General features: G+C 40.6%; 18 protein-coding genes. 5 read left to right on the top strand and 13 right to left on the bottom strand.

The window, feature by feature from the left end; genetic code table 11:
- The first annotated feature begins 2 nt into the window (after positions 1-2).
- Entirely contained in the window at positions 3-1,070 is a 1,068-nt protein-coding gene (gene moeB, locus DSM02_RS13450; protein WP_128766138.1) for a HesA/MoeB/ThiF family protein, read from the top strand.
- On the opposite strand, the gene DSM02_RS13445 is transcribed toward moeB, so the two are convergent.
- From DSM02_RS13445 to DSM02_RS13430, 4 genes are all read right to left on the bottom strand, one after another.
- A complete protein-coding gene (locus DSM02_RS13445) occupies positions 1,067-3,535 on the bottom strand; it encodes a ligase-associated DNA damage response DEXH box helicase (RefSeq protein WP_128766137.1) in 2,469 nt (822 codons plus the stop codon). The two genes, moeB and DSM02_RS13445, sit on opposite strands and share 4 nt — an antisense overlap.
- Positions 3,536-3,663: 128 nt before the next feature.
- Positions 3,664-4,026 carry an endonuclease domain-containing protein gene (locus tag DSM02_RS13440; RefSeq protein ID WP_128766136.1) on the bottom strand — a complete coding sequence of 121 codons (363 nt, stop codon included), beginning with the start codon at positions 4,024-4,026 and terminating at the stop codon, positions 3,664-3,666.
- Between the two features lie 143 nt (positions 4,027-4,169).
- Positions 4,170-5,780, bottom strand: coding sequence for an ATP-dependent DNA ligase (locus tag DSM02_RS13435; RefSeq protein ID WP_128766135.1), 1,611 nt, complete (start codon positions 5,778-5,780; stop codon positions 4,170-4,172).
- Positions 5,781-5,835: 55 nt separating this feature from the next.
- Positions 5,836-6,858, bottom strand: coding sequence for a ligase-associated DNA damage response exonuclease (locus tag DSM02_RS13430; RefSeq protein WP_128766134.1), 1,023 nt, complete (start codon positions 6,856-6,858; stop codon positions 5,836-5,838).
- 399 nt (positions 6,859-7,257) lie between these two features.
- Between DSM02_RS13430 and DSM02_RS13425 the strand changes: the two genes are divergently transcribed.
- The 4 genes from DSM02_RS13425 (at position 7,258) to DSM02_RS13410 (ending at position 11,507) form a co-directional block, all read left to right on the top strand.
- Positions 7,258-7,683 (top strand): tellurite resistance TerB family protein, encoded by a 426-nt coding sequence (locus tag DSM02_RS13425; protein ID WP_128766133.1) that lies wholly within the window; start codon positions 7,258-7,260, stop codon positions 7,681-7,683.
- Positions 7,684-7,796: 113 nt separating this feature from the next.
- Positions 7,797-8,285 carry a GNAT family N-acetyltransferase gene (locus DSM02_RS13420; protein WP_128766132.1) on the top strand — a complete coding sequence of 163 codons (489 nt, stop codon included), beginning with the start codon at positions 7,797-7,799 and terminating at the stop codon, positions 8,283-8,285.
- 9 nt (positions 8,286-8,294) lie between these two features.
- Positions 8,295-9,548, top strand: a complete 1,254-nt coding sequence (locus tag DSM02_RS13415) for an aspartate kinase (RefSeq protein ID WP_128766131.1) — start codon at positions 8,295-8,297, stop codon at positions 9,546-9,548.
- A 132-nt stretch (positions 9,549-9,680) separates the two neighbouring features.
- Positions 9,681-11,507: a GNAT family N-acyltransferase gene (locus DSM02_RS13410; protein WP_128766130.1), complete on the top strand. Its 1,827-nt coding sequence runs from the start codon at positions 9,681-9,683 to the stop codon at positions 11,505-11,507.
- A gap of 22 nt (positions 11,508-11,529) precedes the next feature.
- On the opposite strand, the gene DSM02_RS13405 is transcribed toward DSM02_RS13410, so the two are convergent.
- The 9 genes from DSM02_RS13405 to DSM02_RS13365 form a co-directional block, all read right to left on the bottom strand.
- Positions 11,530-11,877 carry a TM2 domain-containing protein gene (locus tag DSM02_RS13405; RefSeq protein WP_128766129.1) on the bottom strand — a complete coding sequence of 116 codons (348 nt, stop codon included), beginning with the start codon at positions 11,875-11,877 and terminating at the stop codon, positions 11,530-11,532.
- Positions 11,878-12,019: 142 nt separating this feature from the next.
- Positions 12,020-12,511 carry a GNAT family N-acetyltransferase gene (locus tag DSM02_RS13400; RefSeq protein ID WP_128766128.1) on the bottom strand — a complete coding sequence of 164 codons (492 nt, stop codon included), beginning with the start codon at positions 12,509-12,511 and terminating at the stop codon, positions 12,020-12,022.
- 1 nt (position 12,512) lies between these two features.
- Positions 12,513-12,914, bottom strand: a complete 402-nt coding sequence (locus tag DSM02_RS13395; RefSeq protein ID WP_128766127.1) for a VOC family protein — start codon at positions 12,912-12,914, stop codon at positions 12,513-12,515.
- Between the two features lie 7 nt (positions 12,915-12,921).
- Positions 12,922-13,524 (bottom strand): MarR family winged helix-turn-helix transcriptional regulator, encoded by a 603-nt coding sequence (locus DSM02_RS13390; protein WP_128766126.1) that lies wholly within the window; start codon positions 13,522-13,524, stop codon positions 12,922-12,924.
- An 86-nt stretch (positions 13,525-13,610) separates the two neighbouring features.
- Positions 13,611-14,546, bottom strand: coding sequence for a 2-hydroxyacid dehydrogenase (locus tag DSM02_RS13385; protein WP_128766125.1), 936 nt, complete (start codon positions 14,544-14,546; stop codon positions 13,611-13,613).
- Positions 14,547-14,567: 21 nt separating this feature from the next.
- Positions 14,568-14,975 carry an acyl-CoA thioesterase gene (locus DSM02_RS13380; protein WP_128766124.1) on the bottom strand — a complete coding sequence of 136 codons (408 nt, stop codon included), beginning with the start codon at positions 14,973-14,975 and terminating at the stop codon, positions 14,568-14,570.
- Positions 14,976-15,143: 168 nt separating this feature from the next.
- Complete coding sequence (mgtE, locus tag DSM02_RS13375; RefSeq protein WP_128766123.1) at positions 15,144-16,496, bottom strand: magnesium transporter; 1,353 nt, start codon at positions 16,494-16,496, stop codon at positions 15,144-15,146.
- 187 nt (positions 16,497-16,683) lie between these two features.
- Positions 16,684-17,541 carry a 16S rRNA (adenine(1518)-N(6)/adenine(1519)-N(6))-dimethyltransferase RsmA gene (gene rsmA / locus DSM02_RS13370; RefSeq protein ID WP_128766122.1) on the bottom strand — a complete coding sequence of 286 codons (858 nt, stop codon included), beginning with the start codon at positions 17,539-17,541 and terminating at the stop codon, positions 16,684-16,686.
- A gap of 35 nt (positions 17,542-17,576) precedes the next feature.
- Entirely contained in the window at positions 17,577-17,903 is a 327-nt protein-coding gene (locus DSM02_RS13365; RefSeq protein WP_128766121.1) for a DUF4286 family protein, read from the bottom strand.
- Between the last annotated feature and the right edge of the window lie 96 nt (positions 17,904-17,999).

Genomic DNA, 17,999 nt, shown 5'->3' with positions numbered 1-17,999 from the left:
CGATGTTTACAACTATAGAAAAAGAGCGTTACTCGAGGCACACCTTGCTTAGTGAAGTAGGTGTTGAAGGCCAGCAAAAGCTAAAAAAAGCGCGTGTTTTGGTTATTGGTTGCGGTGGTTTGGGATGTCCCATTCTTCAATATTTAGCGGCTGCCGGAATTGGAGAGCTTGGCATAATAGATGACGATACGGTGGCTTTGAGCAATTTGCAACGACAGATTTTGTTTAAAGAATCTCACGTGGGGATGCCTAAAGTTGAAGCTGCTCAGGAAGTTCTGAATGCATTAAATTCTTCCATAAAAATTCAAATCTATAGTGAACGTTTATCAGTTGCGAATGCCCCTAATTTATTTAAAAAATACGATGTTATCGTAGAAGGAAGCGATAGTTTTAGCACCAAATATTTGGCCAATGATGCTGCTGTTTTGACCGGGAAACCTCTGGTTTTCGGCTCTATTTTTAAGTTTGAAGGACAAGTATCGGTATTTAATTATAAAAACGGACCGACCTATCGTTGTTTGTATCCAGAGCCTGTTGCCGAAGCAGATATGCCTACGTGCAGTGAAGTGGGGGTTTTGGGTATTTTACCCGGAATCATTGGAATGTTTCAGGCAAATGAAGTGGTTAAAATTATCTTGGATTTGGGAAATATTCTCTCCGGAAAACTTTTGATTTATAACAGTCTTGAAGCTTCTCAAATGCTACTTCCATTTAACAAAAATGAATCAATAGAAATCTCTGAATTGATCGAACTGGATTTAAGCTGTTCAATACATTCTGCTAACGAGATGGATTATAGGGATTTTAAAAAAAATAAAAATACGTATACGTTGATTGATATTAGGAGTAAACCGGAGCGCGAAACATCAAATATTGGCGGGTTGCATATTCCTTTAGATCAATTGCTAAAGAAACCGCATCAAATTGCTGAATTTGATGCGGTGGTGTTTTATTGTGCATCCGGAAAGCGAAGTGCCAGGGTTGTCAATCAACTTCAAGATTTATTTTCAGAACAAAAAAGATATAGTTTAAAAGGTGGCATTGCAGAAGCTCTTAAAGTAGAAGACTAAATTTTATCAAGATACTTCAGCATATTTTTAATGCGGTCTTCCAGCTTTTCACTACTGAGTTTCTCCCGAAGCCTGTCGGTAATAATCGGGAATGAAAACGGAGTGGCTTTCTCACAGTTTTTGACAATGATTTCTTGTTTTTCAATACGCTCCAGAGCGATACGCAAACGGCCCTCCTCAAGCTGATGTTCAAAAGTCTCCCGATATGCCTGTTGAAATAAAAGGTTTTCAGCTTCATAATCCCGAAAAACTTCAAATAGCAATTGGGAGTTACTTTGCAGGTGTTTGTTTTTGACGATTTTCCCCGGGAAACCGGTAAAGACCATCCCGCTGATTACTGCAATATCCCGGAATTTCCTTCGGGCCATTTCGGTACTGTTGAGACTTCGTTGCAAGTCTTCAAATAAATAGGCCGAAGTAAATAAGTCGTTATCCAGCACCTGCTGCATATCAATTTTTTGGTCGGAAAGAATTTCGAATCCGTAATCGTTAAAAGCAATGCTGAAGGTTATGGGGGAAAGCAAACTGATGCGGTAAGCCAGCAAACTGCCCAGCGCTTCGTGAACAAAGCGTCCTTCAAACGGATAAAAAATATGATGATAGCCTTCCCGACTTTTAAAGGTTTCGATCAGGAACTGGTCGTTATTGGGAACGATAGATTCCAGGCGCTGCCGGTCAAAAATATCTTTCAAAGCCTGAAGCTCGCGGGTTTGTTGCTCCAAAGGCAAGTTTGCCGAATACAATTCTTCACGCAGCAATTCACTCATTTGTGCGGAAAGCGTCAGTCTGCCACCCATCCAACTCACAACGCGTGCCTGTTTTTTGGTTTTCGCTTTTTTAACCAGAACCTGCATGCCTTTAATGCGGTAGAGCTCCAGATTTTTTCCGGCAAAAGTAAACACATCACCGGGCGAAAGCTTGGAGATAAACCATTCTTCAACGGTACCAATATAGCCGCCTTTCAAATATTTAACCTGAAGCGCCGCGTCGCCAACAATGGTCCCAATCTGAAGCCGGTGTCGCATCGCAACGGCTTTGCTATGTACTTTAAACGTGCCGTCCTCCTCAATCTCTATTTTTTTATACTCGTCGTAAGCCTGCAGCGATTGACTGCCCTTGGTAATAAAATTGAGAATCCACCGCCATTGGTCTTCGGTCATTGCCTGAAAACAAAAGGTTTGCTTCACCTCTTTCCAGATTTCAGCCGGGTAAAAACCGTCTGCAACCGCCAGCGTTGTTAAATACTGAATCAACACATCAAAACTCAGTAAATAGGGAATACGGTCTTCCACCACCTGATTGATGGCCGCTTTGCCCAACGCCGAAGCTTCAATGAGTTCGATGGCATGTGTGGGTAAAAAGTAAATCACACTTTCTTTACCGGGCTGGTGACCGCTACGCCCAGCTCGTTGCAGAAAGCGGGCAACACCTTTGGGGCCGCCAATTTGAATAATGCTTTCAACCGGAGCAAAATCAACCCCAAGATCAAGACTTGAGGTGCAAATCACCGCTTTTAGGCTTTCATTACGGATCGCTTGCTCCACCCAAAGGCGGGTTTCTTTATTGATGCTGCCATGGTGCATCGCCATCTCACCGGCAAACTCGGGATGCTTATTCATCATCTTTTGAAACCAGAGTTCGCACTGCGCGCGGGTATTGGTAAACAGCAGAGTGGTTTTGCTGTTGTTGATGATAGGCACGACTTCTTCCAGTAAATGCAAGCCCATATGACCCCGCCACGGGAATTTCTCCATCGTTTCGGGGATGATGCTTTCTACTTTGTAGGTTTTTCCCAAATTGGCTTTGACTAAAATCGAATTTTTAAAAGCTTGAGAATTGGGTCCTAAAAGTACCTCCCGCGCCTGATCCAGATTGCCAATGGTCGCCGAAATTCCCCAGATGCGTAATTTTGGAGCGATGGCTTTAAGCCTTGAAAGTCCGAGTTCGGTTTGCACACCTCGTTTACTGCCCAGCAATTCGTGCCATTCGTCAATAACAATAGCAGTACAGTCTTTAAAAACCTTCTCATAGCCTTTTGCGGTTAATAGCAACTGCAGACTTTCAGGTGTGGTGATGAGCAAATCGGGCATTTTGCGTTTTTGCTTGGCCCGTTCAGCCTGCGGTGTATCTCCTGTGCGAATCCCAACCGTTAGTTGGGTTTCCAAACCATCTGCAAAGCGCTGTGCCGCCTGCGCAATTTCCACCGAAAGTGCACGCAGCGGTGTAATCCAAATAGCTTTTAATCCGGCTTTGTGCTTCGTTTTATAATTCGGGTTATTTTTGATGTAATCGAGTACGAACGCCACCCAAAGTGCATAGGTTTTTCCGCTCCCGGTAGGTGCATTGAGCAACCCGTTTTTGCCATCCAAAAATGCCTCCCAGGTCTCTTCCTGAAACGCAAAAGGTTTCCATCCCTGATTTTTAAACCAGGACTTTGCGAGAGTATGGAGTTGTTTTTTTGTCATGGTTAAAAAGCTCCTTCCCTTTTAAGGGAAGGTGGATTTCGCATTAGCGAAAGACGGAAGGGTTATTATACCACCCCCTTTTTTACCTTCGGTAAATTCATTCCCCTCCTTTAAAAGGAGGGGAACTTTTAAGTTCTAAAATTATCTTCAATTTCTTTTAATACACTTGGTAAAAAGTCAAACACCATCTTATTTTCAAAGCGGATGACTTTCAAACCGAGTTCTTCCAGTTTTTCAGTTCTGTATGCATCGTATTCTGCAACATCAGGATTTAGATGGTATTGACCATCCAATTCAATAATCAATTTTTCCCGAGGACAATAGAAGTCAACTATGAAATACATAATGCTGTGTTGTCTCCTGAATTTTCGACCTGCCAGTTGCGAGCGCTGCAGATGCCTCCAAAGAAAAGCCTCTGCCGGGGTTAAATGAGACCGCAAATACTTTCTTCTGGACTCCAGAGCCTTGATGTTGTGTATTTGTTTTTTCATAAACTAGCGGGGGTATAACCACCCCAATTTTGACGAGTCCAAATTTCCCCCTCCTCTCAAAGGAGGGGAGCCTTGGGGCTTATAAAATTTTCGTTCAATTTAAAAATAGTACTAAGTATTTAAATTTCATTGGTGAGATTCATTCAGCCGGCTTTGCCAGGCTTCGGAATCAATTGCTTAAGATCTTCTAAGGTATTCGCATCCTCAATTTTTTTATCTTTTCGCCAGCGTAGCATTCTTGGGAATCGGGTCGCGACGCCACTCTTGTGGCGTTTAGATAATGCGATGCCTTCAAAAGCGATTTCAAACACGTGATGCGGCGTTACACTGCGTACAGGTCCAAAACGCTCCAGAGTGTTCTTTTTAATCCACGCATCCAAACTGCGAAATTCCGCATCGGTAAGCCCTGAATAGGCTTTGGCAAAAGTCACGAGTTCTTCCTTTTCTTCATCCCAAAGTCCGAAAGTATAATCGGTAAACAGATTGCTGCGGCGGCCGTGACCTCGCATCGCATAGGTGAGTACAGCGTCGATGGTGAGCGGATCTACTTTCCATTTCCACCAGTCGCCTTTTTTACGACCTACGAGATAGGGCGAATCCTTGCGTTTGAGCATCAATCCCTCAGACATTACTTCACGGCTACGTTCACGCTCCTGTGCAGCCTCTTCCCAATTTGAAAATTCAATAGTTTCTGAGAGGTGCAACGGCAATTCTTCAGATTGAACTTTAGTATACAACTTCTCTAAAATTTCCCGCCGTTCGGCGAAAGCCTTATCCCGAATGTCTTTTCCTTCCCATTCCAGAATATCGTAGGCTTTGAGGATGACCGGCGTTTTGTTGAGTTGGGCTTTGGTAATATTTTTTCTACCGATGCGGGTTTGCAAATCATTAAAGGTGCCGATGGCTCCATTTTTAAAGGGAAGAATCTCCCCATCTAAAACGGTTCCATCAGGCAAGTCTTCTACAAATGCTTCAAACTCCGGGTATTTATCGGTCACCAGTTCTTCACCACGGCTCCAGACAAAGAGTTCGTCTTCGCGAATAATGACCTGTGAGCGGATGCCATCCCATTTATGCTCGGCAAACCACTCGTTGACATCGCCGAGATCTTCGGGTGCGTCTTCAATGGCATAGGCGAGATAAAACGGATAGGGTTTGCTGAGGTAGTCTGCAGCGTTTTCTTCTAAAATTAATTCCTGAAACGTAACGGTTTTAGGATCCCAGTTTCCCATCAATTTATAGGCCAGCACATCAATATCAATATCGGTTGCTTTGGCCAGGGCGCGGGTCATCAGTTTCTGACTCACGCCAATGCGGAAACTTCCCGTAATGAGTTTGCTAAATACAAAGCGCTCGTAATAGTTGAGTGCGGTCCAGTTTTCGTGTAAATAGTCGCGTTTTTCTTCGTCAGATTTTTTCTTGAGCGCAATGATTTCTTCCAAAAACTGAGTCAGGCTTTTTTCGGAAGATTCTTCGGAAGCCGGAATGATCAGCGCAATCGTCTCTGCAAGATCGCCTACAATGTGATAGCTTTCTTCAAACAACCACAACGGAATCTGAGCGAGTTCAGTCGCCCATGTGCGTAGCAAGGTGGTATTGACAGGTCGTGGTGGACGCCGATGCGAGAGAATAGCAATCGTCCAGACCTTGTCTTTGGCTGGCGCTTCGCGAAAATACTGCGTAAGCGCATCAACCTTGACATTGGTCTTGTTGGTGCTGTCTATTTTCCGGATTAGTTCTGCAAATGCTTTCATGTCCCCTCGCTATCCTTCAGACCTCTCTCCCAGAGGGAGAGAATCTCTGTGTTCTCTAATTGTCTTCTGATTCTTCTTTTTTGTTTTCTTCCCCGAGTTCGCCTTCATATTGGGTGGCCTCTGTGCGGGCATCGTAACCCTGCTCAAGTAAAAAGCGGGTAAAAATATCGGTGTAACCGTGGGTACTGATGATTTTTTCGGCGCCGGTTGCTTTGATGCTTTCTAAAAGTCCCTGCCAATCGCAATGATCGCTCAATACAAATCCTTTATCAATCGCCCTTCTGCGGCGTGCTCCACGAAAGGTCATCCAGCCACTGGCTGAAGCGGTCACATACGGAACCATTTTACGAATCCATGTGCTGCCGTGTGCACTGGGTGGGGCGACTACAATGTTCCCTTTAAGCTCTTCTTTTTTGGTTTCGCGGGTTACCCGGGTTGTTTCAGGCATTGCGGTAAGCGGCCTGATGACTTCGGTCATATTTTCGATGGCGCCGTGGGTGTAAATTTTCCCGATGTCGGTATCCAGATAGCGCAACAAGCGCTGGGCTTTTCCCAGCGAATAGCCAAAAATAACCGAGGTTTTGCCTTCGGCTTTATTTTCTGCCCACCAGTTGTTGATGTCTGTAAATACTTCGCTTTGCGGCCGCCAGGTAAATGCCGGAAGGCCAAAGGTACATTCGGTGATAAAGGTGTGGCATTTTACAGGTTCGTAAGGAACCGCGATGCCGTCGTCTTCGGTTTTATAATCGCCCGTAAACACCCAGACTTCACCTTTATGCTCTACCCGTATCTGCGAACTGCCAATGATATGCCCGGCAGGATGCAAACTGAATTTAACGTTATTGATGACAAAAGTTTCTCCCCATTCTTTACCTGTTACGTTGATTTCGCCCAGCCGGTGCTGAATGATAGGCACATTAGTATGATGGGTGATATATGACTTGTGTCCCCAGCGGCTGTGATCTGCATGACCGTGTGAAATGATTGCTTTGTCCACCGGTTTCCAGGGGTCCAAATAGACGTCTGCAGCGGCGCAATAAATGCCTTTGTCGTTAAATTGTAGAAGTGGTTCTGCGATGATTATAGCCTTTTCGTTTAAAGTTACAATGCCTAGCAGAAAGCTTTTGTGTGATTAAGAAAATATTAGCTTCGGTACAATTTTTTGGCTAAGCCAAAAAAATCACTCAGCTGCCTTAGGGTAGTTAGCACTCTCATTGGACAGAAAAAGTTGAAAAATGATACTTAAATGATTTCACAACGAACCGCAAACTGCGACTGAATACTGAATACTGCTATTGCTTATTGTCTATTGCCTACTGAAATTCCGGGATAGGGATAGCAGCAAGCTGCCTTATAGCGCGTATAGCCCGGTGCGATTGAAGCTTTTTTAAGCCGAAATTACAATCCCCCAAATAATCACTTTTATTTGTTTTAAAGTGAGCATAATAATTATCTTTGACGACTTAAAAATTAAACCATGTCTTTCACAGATTTATTTGATAGCGGCGAGCACAGACGTAACCTCGGACACTTTGCGGCGATTGCTAATATGGCAACCGTAGACGGAGAATTAAATGCCGAAGAAACAAAGCTGCTTAAGCGATTTGCAATTAAACTTGATATTGACGAGTCTGAGTATGTTGATATCGTTGAAAACGCAAAAAGATACCCTATAAACCCACCAAATACTTCAGAAAAGCGTTTAGAGCGCTTGCACGATTTATTTAGAATGATTTTTGTTGATCACACCATAGATGATCACGAGCGTTTTTTAATCGAGAAATATGCAATAGGTTTAGGCTTTAGTGCAGAACGCGCTAAACATTTAATAGAGCGTTCTATAGATATTTTTCAAGGAGGTGTAGATTTTGAAGATTACTTATATCTTTTAGATAAAAACTAAAAACAGATACTTGTTTTTAAAAGCCCATCACTGCTAAGTGATGGGCTTTTTGTTTTAGACTGTGAATATTTACAGTCTTAAAACTGTATATTTAACAGAGATATTTTTTTGATATGGATGCAACAATTCGCAGGGCTGAGGCAAATGACATGGCTCAGGTTTTACGTTTAATTAAAGAACTGGCTGTTTATGAGAAAGAGCCAGATGCTGTTGAGGTTACTGTAGATGATCTTATAGCTTACGGCACGGGTAATAATCCTGATTTCACCTGTTTTGTTGCAGAGCAAGAAGGTGATATTTTAGGAATTGCACTGCTTTATTATAGGTTTTCTACGTGGAAAGGACGCACTGTACACCTTGAAGATCTTATTGTGCGCGAGCAATATCGCGGAAAAGGTATAGGGATGGCGTTGTATACAGAAGTTATAAAATACACCTATGAATTAGGCTTAAAGCGTATAGAATGGGTCGTACTGGACTGGAATACTTCTGCGGTTGATTTCTATAAAGCTTCTGGCGCCAATGTGATGCAAGAATGGAATACGGTGCAGATGGATGTAGCAGCGATGAAGCAATTTTTATCTGAAAAAGGTCTGGCATAAAAAGAACTCATGGGTTTTGAAGTTTATAAATTTGGAGGAGCTTCTGTGCAAAATGCAACTGGTGTAAAAAATCTGGTTGAAGTTTTACGGAAAACTGAAATCGGAGATCTGGTCATTGTGATTTCGGCGATGGGTAAAATGACTAACGCATTAGAGGATGTTGTCGCTGGTTATTTTGAAGCGACACTAAAATCTGATACGTTAGAGCTTGTTGAAGCTTTTCACCACAATATCGCACTGGAACTTTTTGAAAACCCTTCAGCTCCGGTATTTAAAGAAATTCAAACTTTACTCAGTGAACTTAAAGGGTTTTTACAACGCAATAAATCTCCGGATTATGATTTTGTCTATGATCAGGTAGTTTGTTATGGAGAGTTGTTGAGCACTACTATTGTAAATGCCTACCTAGAGCAGGAAGGTTATAGAAGTACGTGGTATGACATACGAGATTATCTAAAAACTGACACAAGTTATCGCGAAGGAAAAGTGAACTGGGAAGTGACGATGCGTAACCTAAGTCGAAAATTGCCACGAAAAGGAATACAGCTTACTCAAGGTTTTATCGCTTCTGACGCTAACGGATTTTCAACTACTTTAGGTAGAGAAGGCAGTGACTATACCGCAGCGATTATTGCGTATTGTTTAAATGCAGAACGCGTAACAATCTGGAAAGATGTTCCGGGAGTATTGAGTGCAGATCCACGGTATTTTGAAGATGCTGTTCTGCTGAATTTCATCTCGTATCAGGAAGCTATTGAGTTGGCTTTTTATGGAGCATCGGTTATTCATCCTAAGACATTACAGCCATTACAACGCAAGGAGATTCCGTTATTTGTAAAGTCATTTTTAAATCCTGAAAACTCCGGCACACAAGTGAGTATAGGGCAGTTGATAGAGCCACAAGTGCCGTGTTACATTATAAAAACCAATCAGGTGTTAATTGCTTTATCTTCACTTGATTTTTCTTTTATGGCGGAAGAAAACATTGGGGAGATTTTTAAGCTTCTTGGTCATTATAAAATGAAAGTAGATCTAATTCAGAATTCTGCGATTAGTTTTTCGGTATGTGTAGATAATAAATATAAAAATCTTGATGCGCTGGTGGTTAAGCTGCGTGCAGATTTTAAAGTAACCGTGCACCAGGATGTTTCCTTATATACACTAAGGCATGCAACAGATAAAGCGCTCGCTCAACTTGAAAAAAATAAAGAAGTGCTGTTAAAGCAAGTGATGCAAAATACCGTTCAACTGGTAACACTATAAGTTGCTTGGTGTGTTTTTTCTATATTTGCCTCCTACTTATCGGGTAGGTATAGGATAAACCCACCTTCAGAATTTAATCGTAAAATTTATATCATCTTTGTATTGAACAAAGATTTTGAACATTAATAATTCATGGGATTAGTTACCGCAAAAGAAGTTGCAAAAGCAATTAACGTAGATAAATTTGGTTTTGCGGGCACCTTTATGGGGTGGACCCTGATGAAGGTACTCAAGATCTCAAAAGCTAATGAGATCTACGATCGCAATAAACACCTGAGTGATCTGGAGTTTTTAAATGCGATCTTAGCTGAGTTTGAGATTGATTTTGACATCCCAGAAGAAGATCTAAAACGATTGCCTAAAAAGGGCAGTTATATCACGATAAGCAATCATCCGCTAGGCGGAATAGATGGTATTTTGCTACTTAAATTAATGATTGAGCAGCGTCCTGATTTTAAAATAATTGCTAATTTTTTACTGCATCGTATCAAGCCGCTTATGCCCTATGTGATGCCGGTCAATCCTTTTGAAGAGCATAAAGATGCCAAGTCTAGCATTGCAGGTTTTAAACAGGCAATAACACATATTAGAAACGGTCACCCTTTGGGGATTTTTCCTGCGGGTGAAGTTTCGACTTATAAAGACGATAAATTAATAATTGATAAACCTTGGGAGGAAGCCGCTATGAAATTGGTTAAGCGCGCTGAAGTACCTGTGGTTCCTATTTATTTTCACGCAAAAAACAGCCGTTTATTTTACCAGCTCTCCCGTATTAGCGACACGCTGCGTACAGCAAAATTACCTTCAGAATTACTCACTCAGAAAAAGCGTACCATTCACGTGCGTATTGGGAATCCCATAAGTGTAAATTCACAGAAAGAGCATGAAAGTCTGGATGATTTTACAGATTTCTTACGCCGTAAGACGTATATGCTGGCTAAGCCTTTCGAGAAAAAATCTTCAATTCTCAGTACGATTCCGCAATCTTTAAAAGTGCCAAAAGAGCCTAAAAAGATTGTAAAAGAGGTTAAAGGAGAACTTATAGAAAAAGAAGTAGATTTTCTGCGGGATAATGAGCGTCGCTTGTTGCAAAGCAAAAATTATGAGGTCTTTTTGGCCTCTGCCGAAATCATACCAAATATCCTAAATGAGATAGGGCGTTTACGTGAGATCACCTTTAGAGAAGTAGGTGAGGGTACCAATGAGCCTACAGATTTAGATCCTTATGATCATCATTATCACCATCTGTTTTTATGGGATGAGGATAATAAGAAAATTGCCGGAGCATACCGTATGGGACTGGGTTCTCAGATCATGCCTGAGCATGGCATCAATGGTTTTTACCTGCAAAGCTTATTTCGTTTTGAGCCAGAATTGCACAAAATGATGGGCGAAAGTATTGAAATGGGCCGTGCCTTTGTCATTAAAGAGTATCAGCAGAAACCAATGCCGTTATTTTTATTATGGCGCGGTATTGTGCATACCACTTTACGCTTCCCTGAGCATAAATATTTAATTGGGGGGGTGAGTATTAGTAACCAGTTTTCTAATTTTTCTAAGTCATTGATGATTGAGTTTATGCGCTCGCATTACTATGATCCCTATGTGGCACAATACATCAGACCGAAAAAAGAATTTAAGGTCAAGCTGAAAGATGCTGACAAAGAGTTTGTTTTTGATGAGACTGAGGCAGACCTGAATAAATTTGACCGTATCATCGAAGAGATGGAAACCGGTAACCTGCGTTTACCTGTGCTGATTAAAAAGTATATCAAGCAGAATGCAAAAGTGGTTGCATTTAATGTAGATCCGCTTTTTAATGATGCGATAGACGGCTTGATGTATATTCGTATAGAAGACTTGCCAGAAAGTACAGTAAAACCGGTTATGGAAGAATTTCAGGCAGAACTGGAACAGAAGGTGGAGCAGGCTAGAAAAGATGAAGAGCAATTGGATTAATCAATTGCTCTTCTTGTAATTATTAAAACCAAGGTCTTCTTCCTTGTTGATAGGTGCGGTAGAATTCATCATCAGATTTAGTAAGGTAAATGATACCTTCAATAAATCCTATGATTCCAGCAAAGCCGCACGTTATTATAGAGGCAACTAATTGTATAATACCCTCTTTTGTGTAGCCTAATACAAATTTATGAATACCCAGATAGCCAAGAAAAATACCTAATAGCCCACAAGCTAATTTTAAGTTATTTCCTGAATTGGTAGTTTCGTTCCAGTTTTCTTTAAATTCGTTAGCCGTGTTTTTTGCTTCTTCTCCAAAATTACTAGCAGTATCGCGAGCACGATCGTTAAAATTTTTGTTTTCTTCCATTTAGATTTGATTGTTTGGAACAAAACTAAAACAATTCAGTAGAAAGGATAATCTCGATTCAATTTGTTTTGTGATGAAATAATACTGATCATTCTCTGAAATTGATGTTCAGCATAGTTGACAAAAGACCAAGAATAAAAAGCTAAAAAATCTTAGTACTGCGGCGTTCCAGAAGTATGTTATCTTCCCATTTGTTATCTCTTTTAGCAATTTTCTCGTGAACACCTAAAACCTTAAAATTATATTTTAGATGTAAATGAATACTGCTTTTATTTTGCGGAAAAATATGAGCAGTTAGGGTCCAGAAACCTTCTGCCTCACTTTTTGCTATAAGCTTTTCCAGGATTAGAGATCCTATTTTTTGTCCTTGATGTTTTTGTGATATATAAATGGTTACTTCGGCAACCCCGCTATATACATTTCTTTTTGAAACCAGACTGAGAGCTGCCCACCCTACAACTTCATTATCTAAAATTGCCACTAATCTACACGATTGGTAAAACCTGAGATTCCAGTTTATAAAGTCTGGGACTTCGGTTTCAAATGTAGCGATCCCGGTGTCTATACCATCCTTATAGATTTTGGAAACCTCAGGATAATCTGCTTCTTGAAAATCACGAATGCTTAATAACATTCTAAGAATCTTTATCTTCTAAAAACACGGAATCTACAGGCTCCCATAATTCTATTTTATTGCCTTCCGGATCCAGAATCCAACCGAATTTACCATAATCATATTCTTCTATCTCACCTACGATTGTAACACCTTCCTCCTTTAATACTTTTAAAAGCTCTTTCAGGTTTTCCACTCTAAAGTTCATCATAAACTGTTTTTCGCTAGGCGAAAAATAAGTAGTGTCCTCTTTAAACGGACTCCATTGTGTAGAACATTTATTGCCATGCTCATCTTTCCACCAAAACGTCCAACCGTATTGATCTGTGGGAATGCCTAAGTGGTTTTTATACCATTCTTTGATTTGATCGGGATTTTTAGTTTTAAAAAAAAATCCGCCTAAACCAGTGACTCTATTTTTCATAATATATTTAATTAGATTGATACTTTGGGCAGTCTATTCTGCGATCTTTATCACGCAATTGAATGCGTAACTGCATGCAAAATGCATGATTGATCCCATCTGAGCGATAGGCATTGCAATCGCTACACGATCGTTTAAGATTCAGCTGTTTGCTTTTATTCATTTTAGATAGTATGGAAAACATACTACTGTATAAGTTTTCTAAATCTTCACTTTTTTCAGATTGAAGTACTTGAATTAAGGGATTGGCAAAAGGCTTGATTTCTGAAACGGTCTGAGTGCCTTTTTCAGTCAATTCAATATGGAATCTACGATTGTCCCGGTGATTCAAAACCTTAGTCAGTAGTTTTTGTTTTTCTAAGGCTTTGATGCAGTCACTTATTGTTGCTTTTGTGACTTGAAATTCTTCAACGAGCTGACTGACTGTGTTGTATTTTGACTCGTGATAGGCAATAAACAGCAAAAGCTTAAGCTGAAGCGGGGAGAAGCCACTTTCTTTTTGCCCGGTCCAAAGCAGGGCTTTCAGAGTATCTGAAATTTTGTCTAACGCCGCAGCAGAACGTACAGCTAGATCTTGGTTTTGATAATCGGGATTGTAAAGGTGTTGCATAGAAATGAGGTTTTCATTTCTAAATTACTAAAAAACCCTGAAAATCAAAACGTTTAATCCGATAGTAAGGAATCCTGAATAGGGAATTATAGTTGCAATATCTTATCTACAATGGTTTGCGCGAGTTTGATTTTGCTTTCCACCGTCCACCCGGCGATGTGCGGAGTAAGCACGACATTGTCTGCAGTGATGAGGTATTGCAATGGTTTTGGCATTTCTTCTTTTGCTGTGAACAGGTTTTCAAAAGAAAGTTTTTCATATTCCAGAACATCCAGACCAGCACCTAAAATTTTACCGGTTTTCAAGGCTTCAACAAGGTCTGAAGTAACTACGCTTTTACCTCGAGCTGTGTTTATAAACCAGAACGGCTTCTTAAATCGTTTAATAAAATCGGTATTTACCATTTTATCGGTAAGCGGTGTCCAGGGAGTATGCAAACTCAATACATCTGCTTGTTCCTGCAATTCTTCAAGAGAGACTTGTCTGGCGTTTTCATTGCCTAAATTAGGCTTCAAATCATAACAAATTACCTCACAGTCAAAACCTTTTAATTTTTTAGAAAAAGCATTCCCCATATTTCCATAACCGATGAGTCCAACTGTTTTTCCTTCGAGTTCTACTCCACGGTTTTTCTCACGATTCCATTGCCCGGAGCGTACTTCGGCATCAGCCAGTTTCAGTTTATTAAAAAGCATAAGCAACATGCCTAAGGAGTGTTCACCTACCGCATTGCGATTGCCTTCAGGAGCAGCGATAAGAGCGATTCCTTTAGATTCTGCATATGAGATATCAATACTTTCGAGACCTGCACCTACGCGAGCGATGAATTTAAGATTAGTTGCAGCATCCAGAAATTGTTTATCAATTTTAAATCTACTTCTGATAACAACCCCTTCATATTGATCAATTTTAGCTTCGATCTCCTCTTTACAGGAAGTGTAATCTTCGTGATTGGTATGACCGGCTGCTTTTAATTGCTCAATCATTAAATCGTGGTTGCTGTCTATATGTAGAATTTTCATGGACTAAAAAATGGGTGGAGATTAGGTATTGACTTCTTCGTAATATGAAGAGAAATTTTTAGGAATGCGTAATGGTTTTCGCGTTTGCATATCCAGAAGACACCAATTTGTTATGGAGCTGGCGAGCTTTTTACCATCTGAAGCTCTGTAGATTTGAACTTCTCTTATAGACCGTACACCCTCAAATTTTTGAACCCAGGTTTCTGCAACGATCTTTTCTCCTTCAAAAGCAGGAGCAAAATATTTCATATGGTTTTCTAACGCTACCCAGGCATATTTCTCAAGCATTTCTTCGGTAGAGTTATGCTGCCAATGAGCTTCGGCAACATCCTGAACCCACTGAACATACACCACATTATTTACGTGACCCAAGCCATCAATTGCCTCAGGAGGAACAGTGAATTCTAGTTTGAAAGTTTTCGCATTCATACTTCAAAAATACTAAACTTAACGCAGCTTATATATGTCTAAGCTTGTTTTGAGATTTATTAGCACCGCCAAAAGGGTTTAACGTCCCCAGGTTTGCCTTAAAAATTGAAAAATTGCTTCTAACCAATGCCTTGTGGGCATGCTCCCAGGTAGTTTACTTGGTAATGCTTAAAAGCCCAGAATCAGCTTGGCGATTAAGAAATAGGTGAGGATTCCAAAAACATCATTGCTTGTTGTAATAAACGGTCCGGTTGCAACAGCAGGATCAATGCCTTTTTTGTCTAGAATAATAGGAATAAATGTACCGATTAAGGCTGCGAGAATGATAACAGCAATAATAGCTATCCCAATACTTATAGATTCTAAATAGGTGGTACCAAAAAAGAAATGGCTGATAATTAAAACCACAGTAGCGATCGAAACACCGTTTATAAGTGCCAGAGCACATTCTTTTAAAAGTCTGCTTACGATATTTCCTTTTAGGGAATCATTGGCAAGACCTTGTACTACGATCGCGCTAGATTGCACACCTACATTTCCGGCAGTCGCCTGAATCAAGGGAACAAAAACTAAGAGCTTAGGGAAGGTTTCAAAGATACTGTTGAAACCGGTGATGATACTCGCTGCACTCAGGCCGCCAAACATGCCAATCATCAACCAAGGCAAACGTGCACGGGTAAGTTTAAGCAGATTATCATCTGCTTCTACTACCTGTGAGATACCCGCTGCCATTCGGTAATCTTCATCAGCTTCGTCTCGTATAAAATCAAGAATATCATCAACGGTAACCCGACCTAAAAGCACACCTGAGTCGTTTACAACCGGTACGGCCTCCAGATCATATTTTTGCATAATTCGGGCAACATCTTCTGCAGTGTCATGCACATTGACCGAATCTACATTTGGAATATAAATGTCTGAAATTTTTGATTTTGCTTCCGCAGTAAGTAAATCTTTAAGCGATAATCTGCCTATTAAATGATCGTTTTTATCAACCACATAAACCGAATGCACCCGGGTTACATTTTGTGCCTGCGCCCGCATTTTACGTACGCAACCCGCAACCGTCCAGGTTTCGCGAACGCGTACCAATTCTTTTGCCATTAGACCACCGGCAGAATCCTCATCATAACGCAACATCTCAATGATATCTTGCGCATGCTGCTCATCTTCAATGGCATCTATTACCTGTCGCTGTATGTCTTCGTTAAGTTCAGATAAAAAGTCAACCGCATCATCGGTGTCCAGCTCATTAAGCTCGTCTGCAATTTCCTGAGGAGAGAGGTTATCAAGAATTTCTTCCCGGTAATCCTCATCCAGTTCCATTAGAGCTTCAGATGTGGTCTCACTATCCAGAAGTTTTACCAGATAGGTAGCTTCTTCTGTAGTGACCTCGTCCAGGATCTCTGCGATATCGGCGTGGTGTACTTCGTTTAGGAGCTCAAGAATCGAAGCGTTATCCCCAACTTCGATAAAGTTTTCAATCTGCTCTATAAGGTCTTCGGTAAGTTCAAAAGCCATAGTCGCTACTTTATCGAGGGTTCATATTTTTTTAAGTCAGGCAAATATAATTAAACTCAACAGAGCGTAAAGCGGCTTTAAGACAGATTAACTCGATAATTGAGATTAAACTTCACTTCTATTAAAACTGAAGTTGAATGGCTCTAGTTTTAAATGTTTTTAGATCAAAAGCTGTTAAGAATTGTATTTAGCTCTTCTTGTTCAGGTCATTTGCAATGTCTTGTGTAAGCTTTATAAAAGCTGCTACACTCAACTGTTCTGGTCGCATATTGAAGGTTTCACTTTCGCGGAACGAATCACTGAGCTCTAATTGTTTGAGGCTGTTTCTCAATGTTTTTCGGCGCTGCTGAAACGCCATTTTAACCACTTTATAAAGTTGGTCTGGCTCACAGGCGAGATCTTTAAAATTGGATTTTCTGGTTAATTTTAAAACCCCACTATCTACTTTAGGCGGCGGATTGAAGACCGTTGGTGGAACGGTAAATAAATATTCTGCATCGTAAAAAGCCTGTGCTAATACCGAAAGAATTCCGTAGGCTTTACTGCCTTCCTTTTCGCAAATACGCTGGGCAACTTCTTTTTGAAACATACCACTAAACTCAGGCACCTGATCGCGCCACTCAAGCATTTTAAAAACGATTTGTGTAGATATGTTATACGGGAAGTTACCTGTGATTGCAAATGGCTTTTCGCCATAAAGCGTACTTAGATCAAACTTTAGAAAATCTGCTTCAAGCACACTAAGATTACAACCTTCCATCTGTTCTGCATAATCCAGCGGAAAGCTGTGATTGAGATACACAATAGACTCGCTATCAAGATCCATTGCCGTTACATTACTGTCTTTGCGTAGCAAATATTTAGTAAGTACACCGGTACCGGGACCTATTTCTAAAACTTCAGAGTATCCTTCATAAGTAAGCGTATCAGCAATTTTTTTTGCGATACTTTCATCCTTTAAAAAATGTTGACCCAAATGCTTTTTTGCCTTTACAGGATCATCTGAAGCGGCTTTTTTATGCGTACGGGTAAACTTTTTTTTCATCTGGATTTTTTAGAATTCCGAAGGGTCCATAAAGGTTATTGCGGCTTAAACTCAGTTTGCTCTGTTATGATCTCTAATTCTGTTCTAAACGAAAGGATTTTATCACCAAAACGACCCGCTTCTTCTCGTAAGCGAGGGGCATCTTCTTTCTTATAGCGCTCCAAAGAATCTTTACTTTTTGCGGTATATTGAATAGAATAGCTTTGACCGCCCATCTCTTCTTCTGCTAAAACTTTAGTCATCAGGGCTTTTACAAATTTACCGGTCGCAAGCATATCTGGGATGTGCTCATTACGAATCCAGTACAGCCAATCTGCATGTACACTATCGTCTACATTAACAGTAACATTGTATATTATCATAAGGCAATTTTATTGGCACCGCCAAAGGGTATAATACCCCCGAGGTTTACCTCTAATTTTAAATTAAAATTTTTATAATTTCCTCAAGGGTAAGGC

Source organism: Leeuwenhoekiella polynyae (assembly GCF_004104075.1).
Lineage (GTDB): Bacteria > Bacteroidota > Bacteroidia > Flavobacteriales > Flavobacteriaceae > Leeuwenhoekiella > Leeuwenhoekiella polynyae.
The sequence above is the reverse complement of the archived record's forward strand: the minus strand, read 5'-3'. Positions and strand labels throughout refer to the sequence as shown.

Coding starts and splice junctions, on each gene's coding strand:
- DSM02_RS13435 (WP_128766135.1), bottom strand. CDS start 5,780: ATGAAAGCATTTGCAGAACTAATCCGGAAAATAGACAGCACCAACAAG.
- mgtE (WP_128766123.1), bottom strand. CDS start 16,496: ATGGCTTTTGAACTTACCGAAGACCTTATAGAGCAGATTGAAAACTTT.
- DSM02_RS13420 (WP_128766132.1), top strand. CDS start 7,797: ATGGATGCAACAATTCGCAGGGCTGAGGCAAATGACATGGCTCAGGTT.
- DSM02_RS13425 (WP_128766133.1), top strand. CDS start 7,258: ATGTCTTTCACAGATTTATTTGATAGCGGCGAGCACAGACGTAACCTC.
- DSM02_RS13390 (WP_128766126.1), bottom strand. CDS start 13,524: ATGCAACACCTTTACAATCCCGATTATCAAAACCAAGATCTAGCTGTA.
- DSM02_RS13445 (WP_128766137.1), bottom strand. CDS start 3,535: ATGACAAAAAAACAACTCCATACTCTCGCAAAGTCCTGGTTTAAAAAT.
- moeB (WP_128766138.1), top strand. CDS start 3: ATGTTTACAACTATAGAAAAAGAGCGTTACTCGAGGCACACCTTGCTT.
- DSM02_RS13365 (WP_128766121.1), bottom strand. CDS start 17,903: ATGATAATATACAATGTTACTGTTAATGTAGACGATAGTGTACATGCA.
- DSM02_RS13400 (WP_128766128.1), bottom strand. CDS start 12,511: ATGTTATTAAGCATTCGTGATTTTCAAGAAGCAGATTATCCTGAGGTT.
- DSM02_RS13395 (WP_128766127.1), bottom strand. CDS start 12,914: ATGAAAAATAGAGTCACTGGTTTAGGCGGATTTTTTTTTAAAACTAAA.
- DSM02_RS13380 (WP_128766124.1), bottom strand. CDS start 14,975: ATGAATGCGAAAACTTTCAAACTAGAATTCACTGTTCCTCCTGAGGCA.
- DSM02_RS13405 (WP_128766129.1), bottom strand. CDS start 11,877: ATGGAAGAAAACAAAAATTTTAACGATCGTGCTCGCGATACTGCTAGT.
- DSM02_RS13440 (WP_128766136.1), bottom strand. CDS start 4,026: ATGAAAAAACAAATACACAACATCAAGGCTCTGGAGTCCAGAAGAAAG.
- DSM02_RS13410 (WP_128766130.1), top strand. CDS start 9,681: ATGGGATTAGTTACCGCAAAAGAAGTTGCAAAAGCAATTAACGTAGAT.
- rsmA (WP_128766122.1), bottom strand. CDS start 17,541: ATGAAAAAAAAGTTTACCCGTACGCATAAAAAAGCCGCTTCAGATGAT.
- DSM02_RS13415 (WP_128766131.1), top strand. CDS start 8,295: ATGGGTTTTGAAGTTTATAAATTTGGAGGAGCTTCTGTGCAAAATGCA.
- DSM02_RS13385 (WP_128766125.1), bottom strand. CDS start 14,546: ATGAAAATTCTACATATAGACAGCAACCACGATTTAATGATTGAGCAA.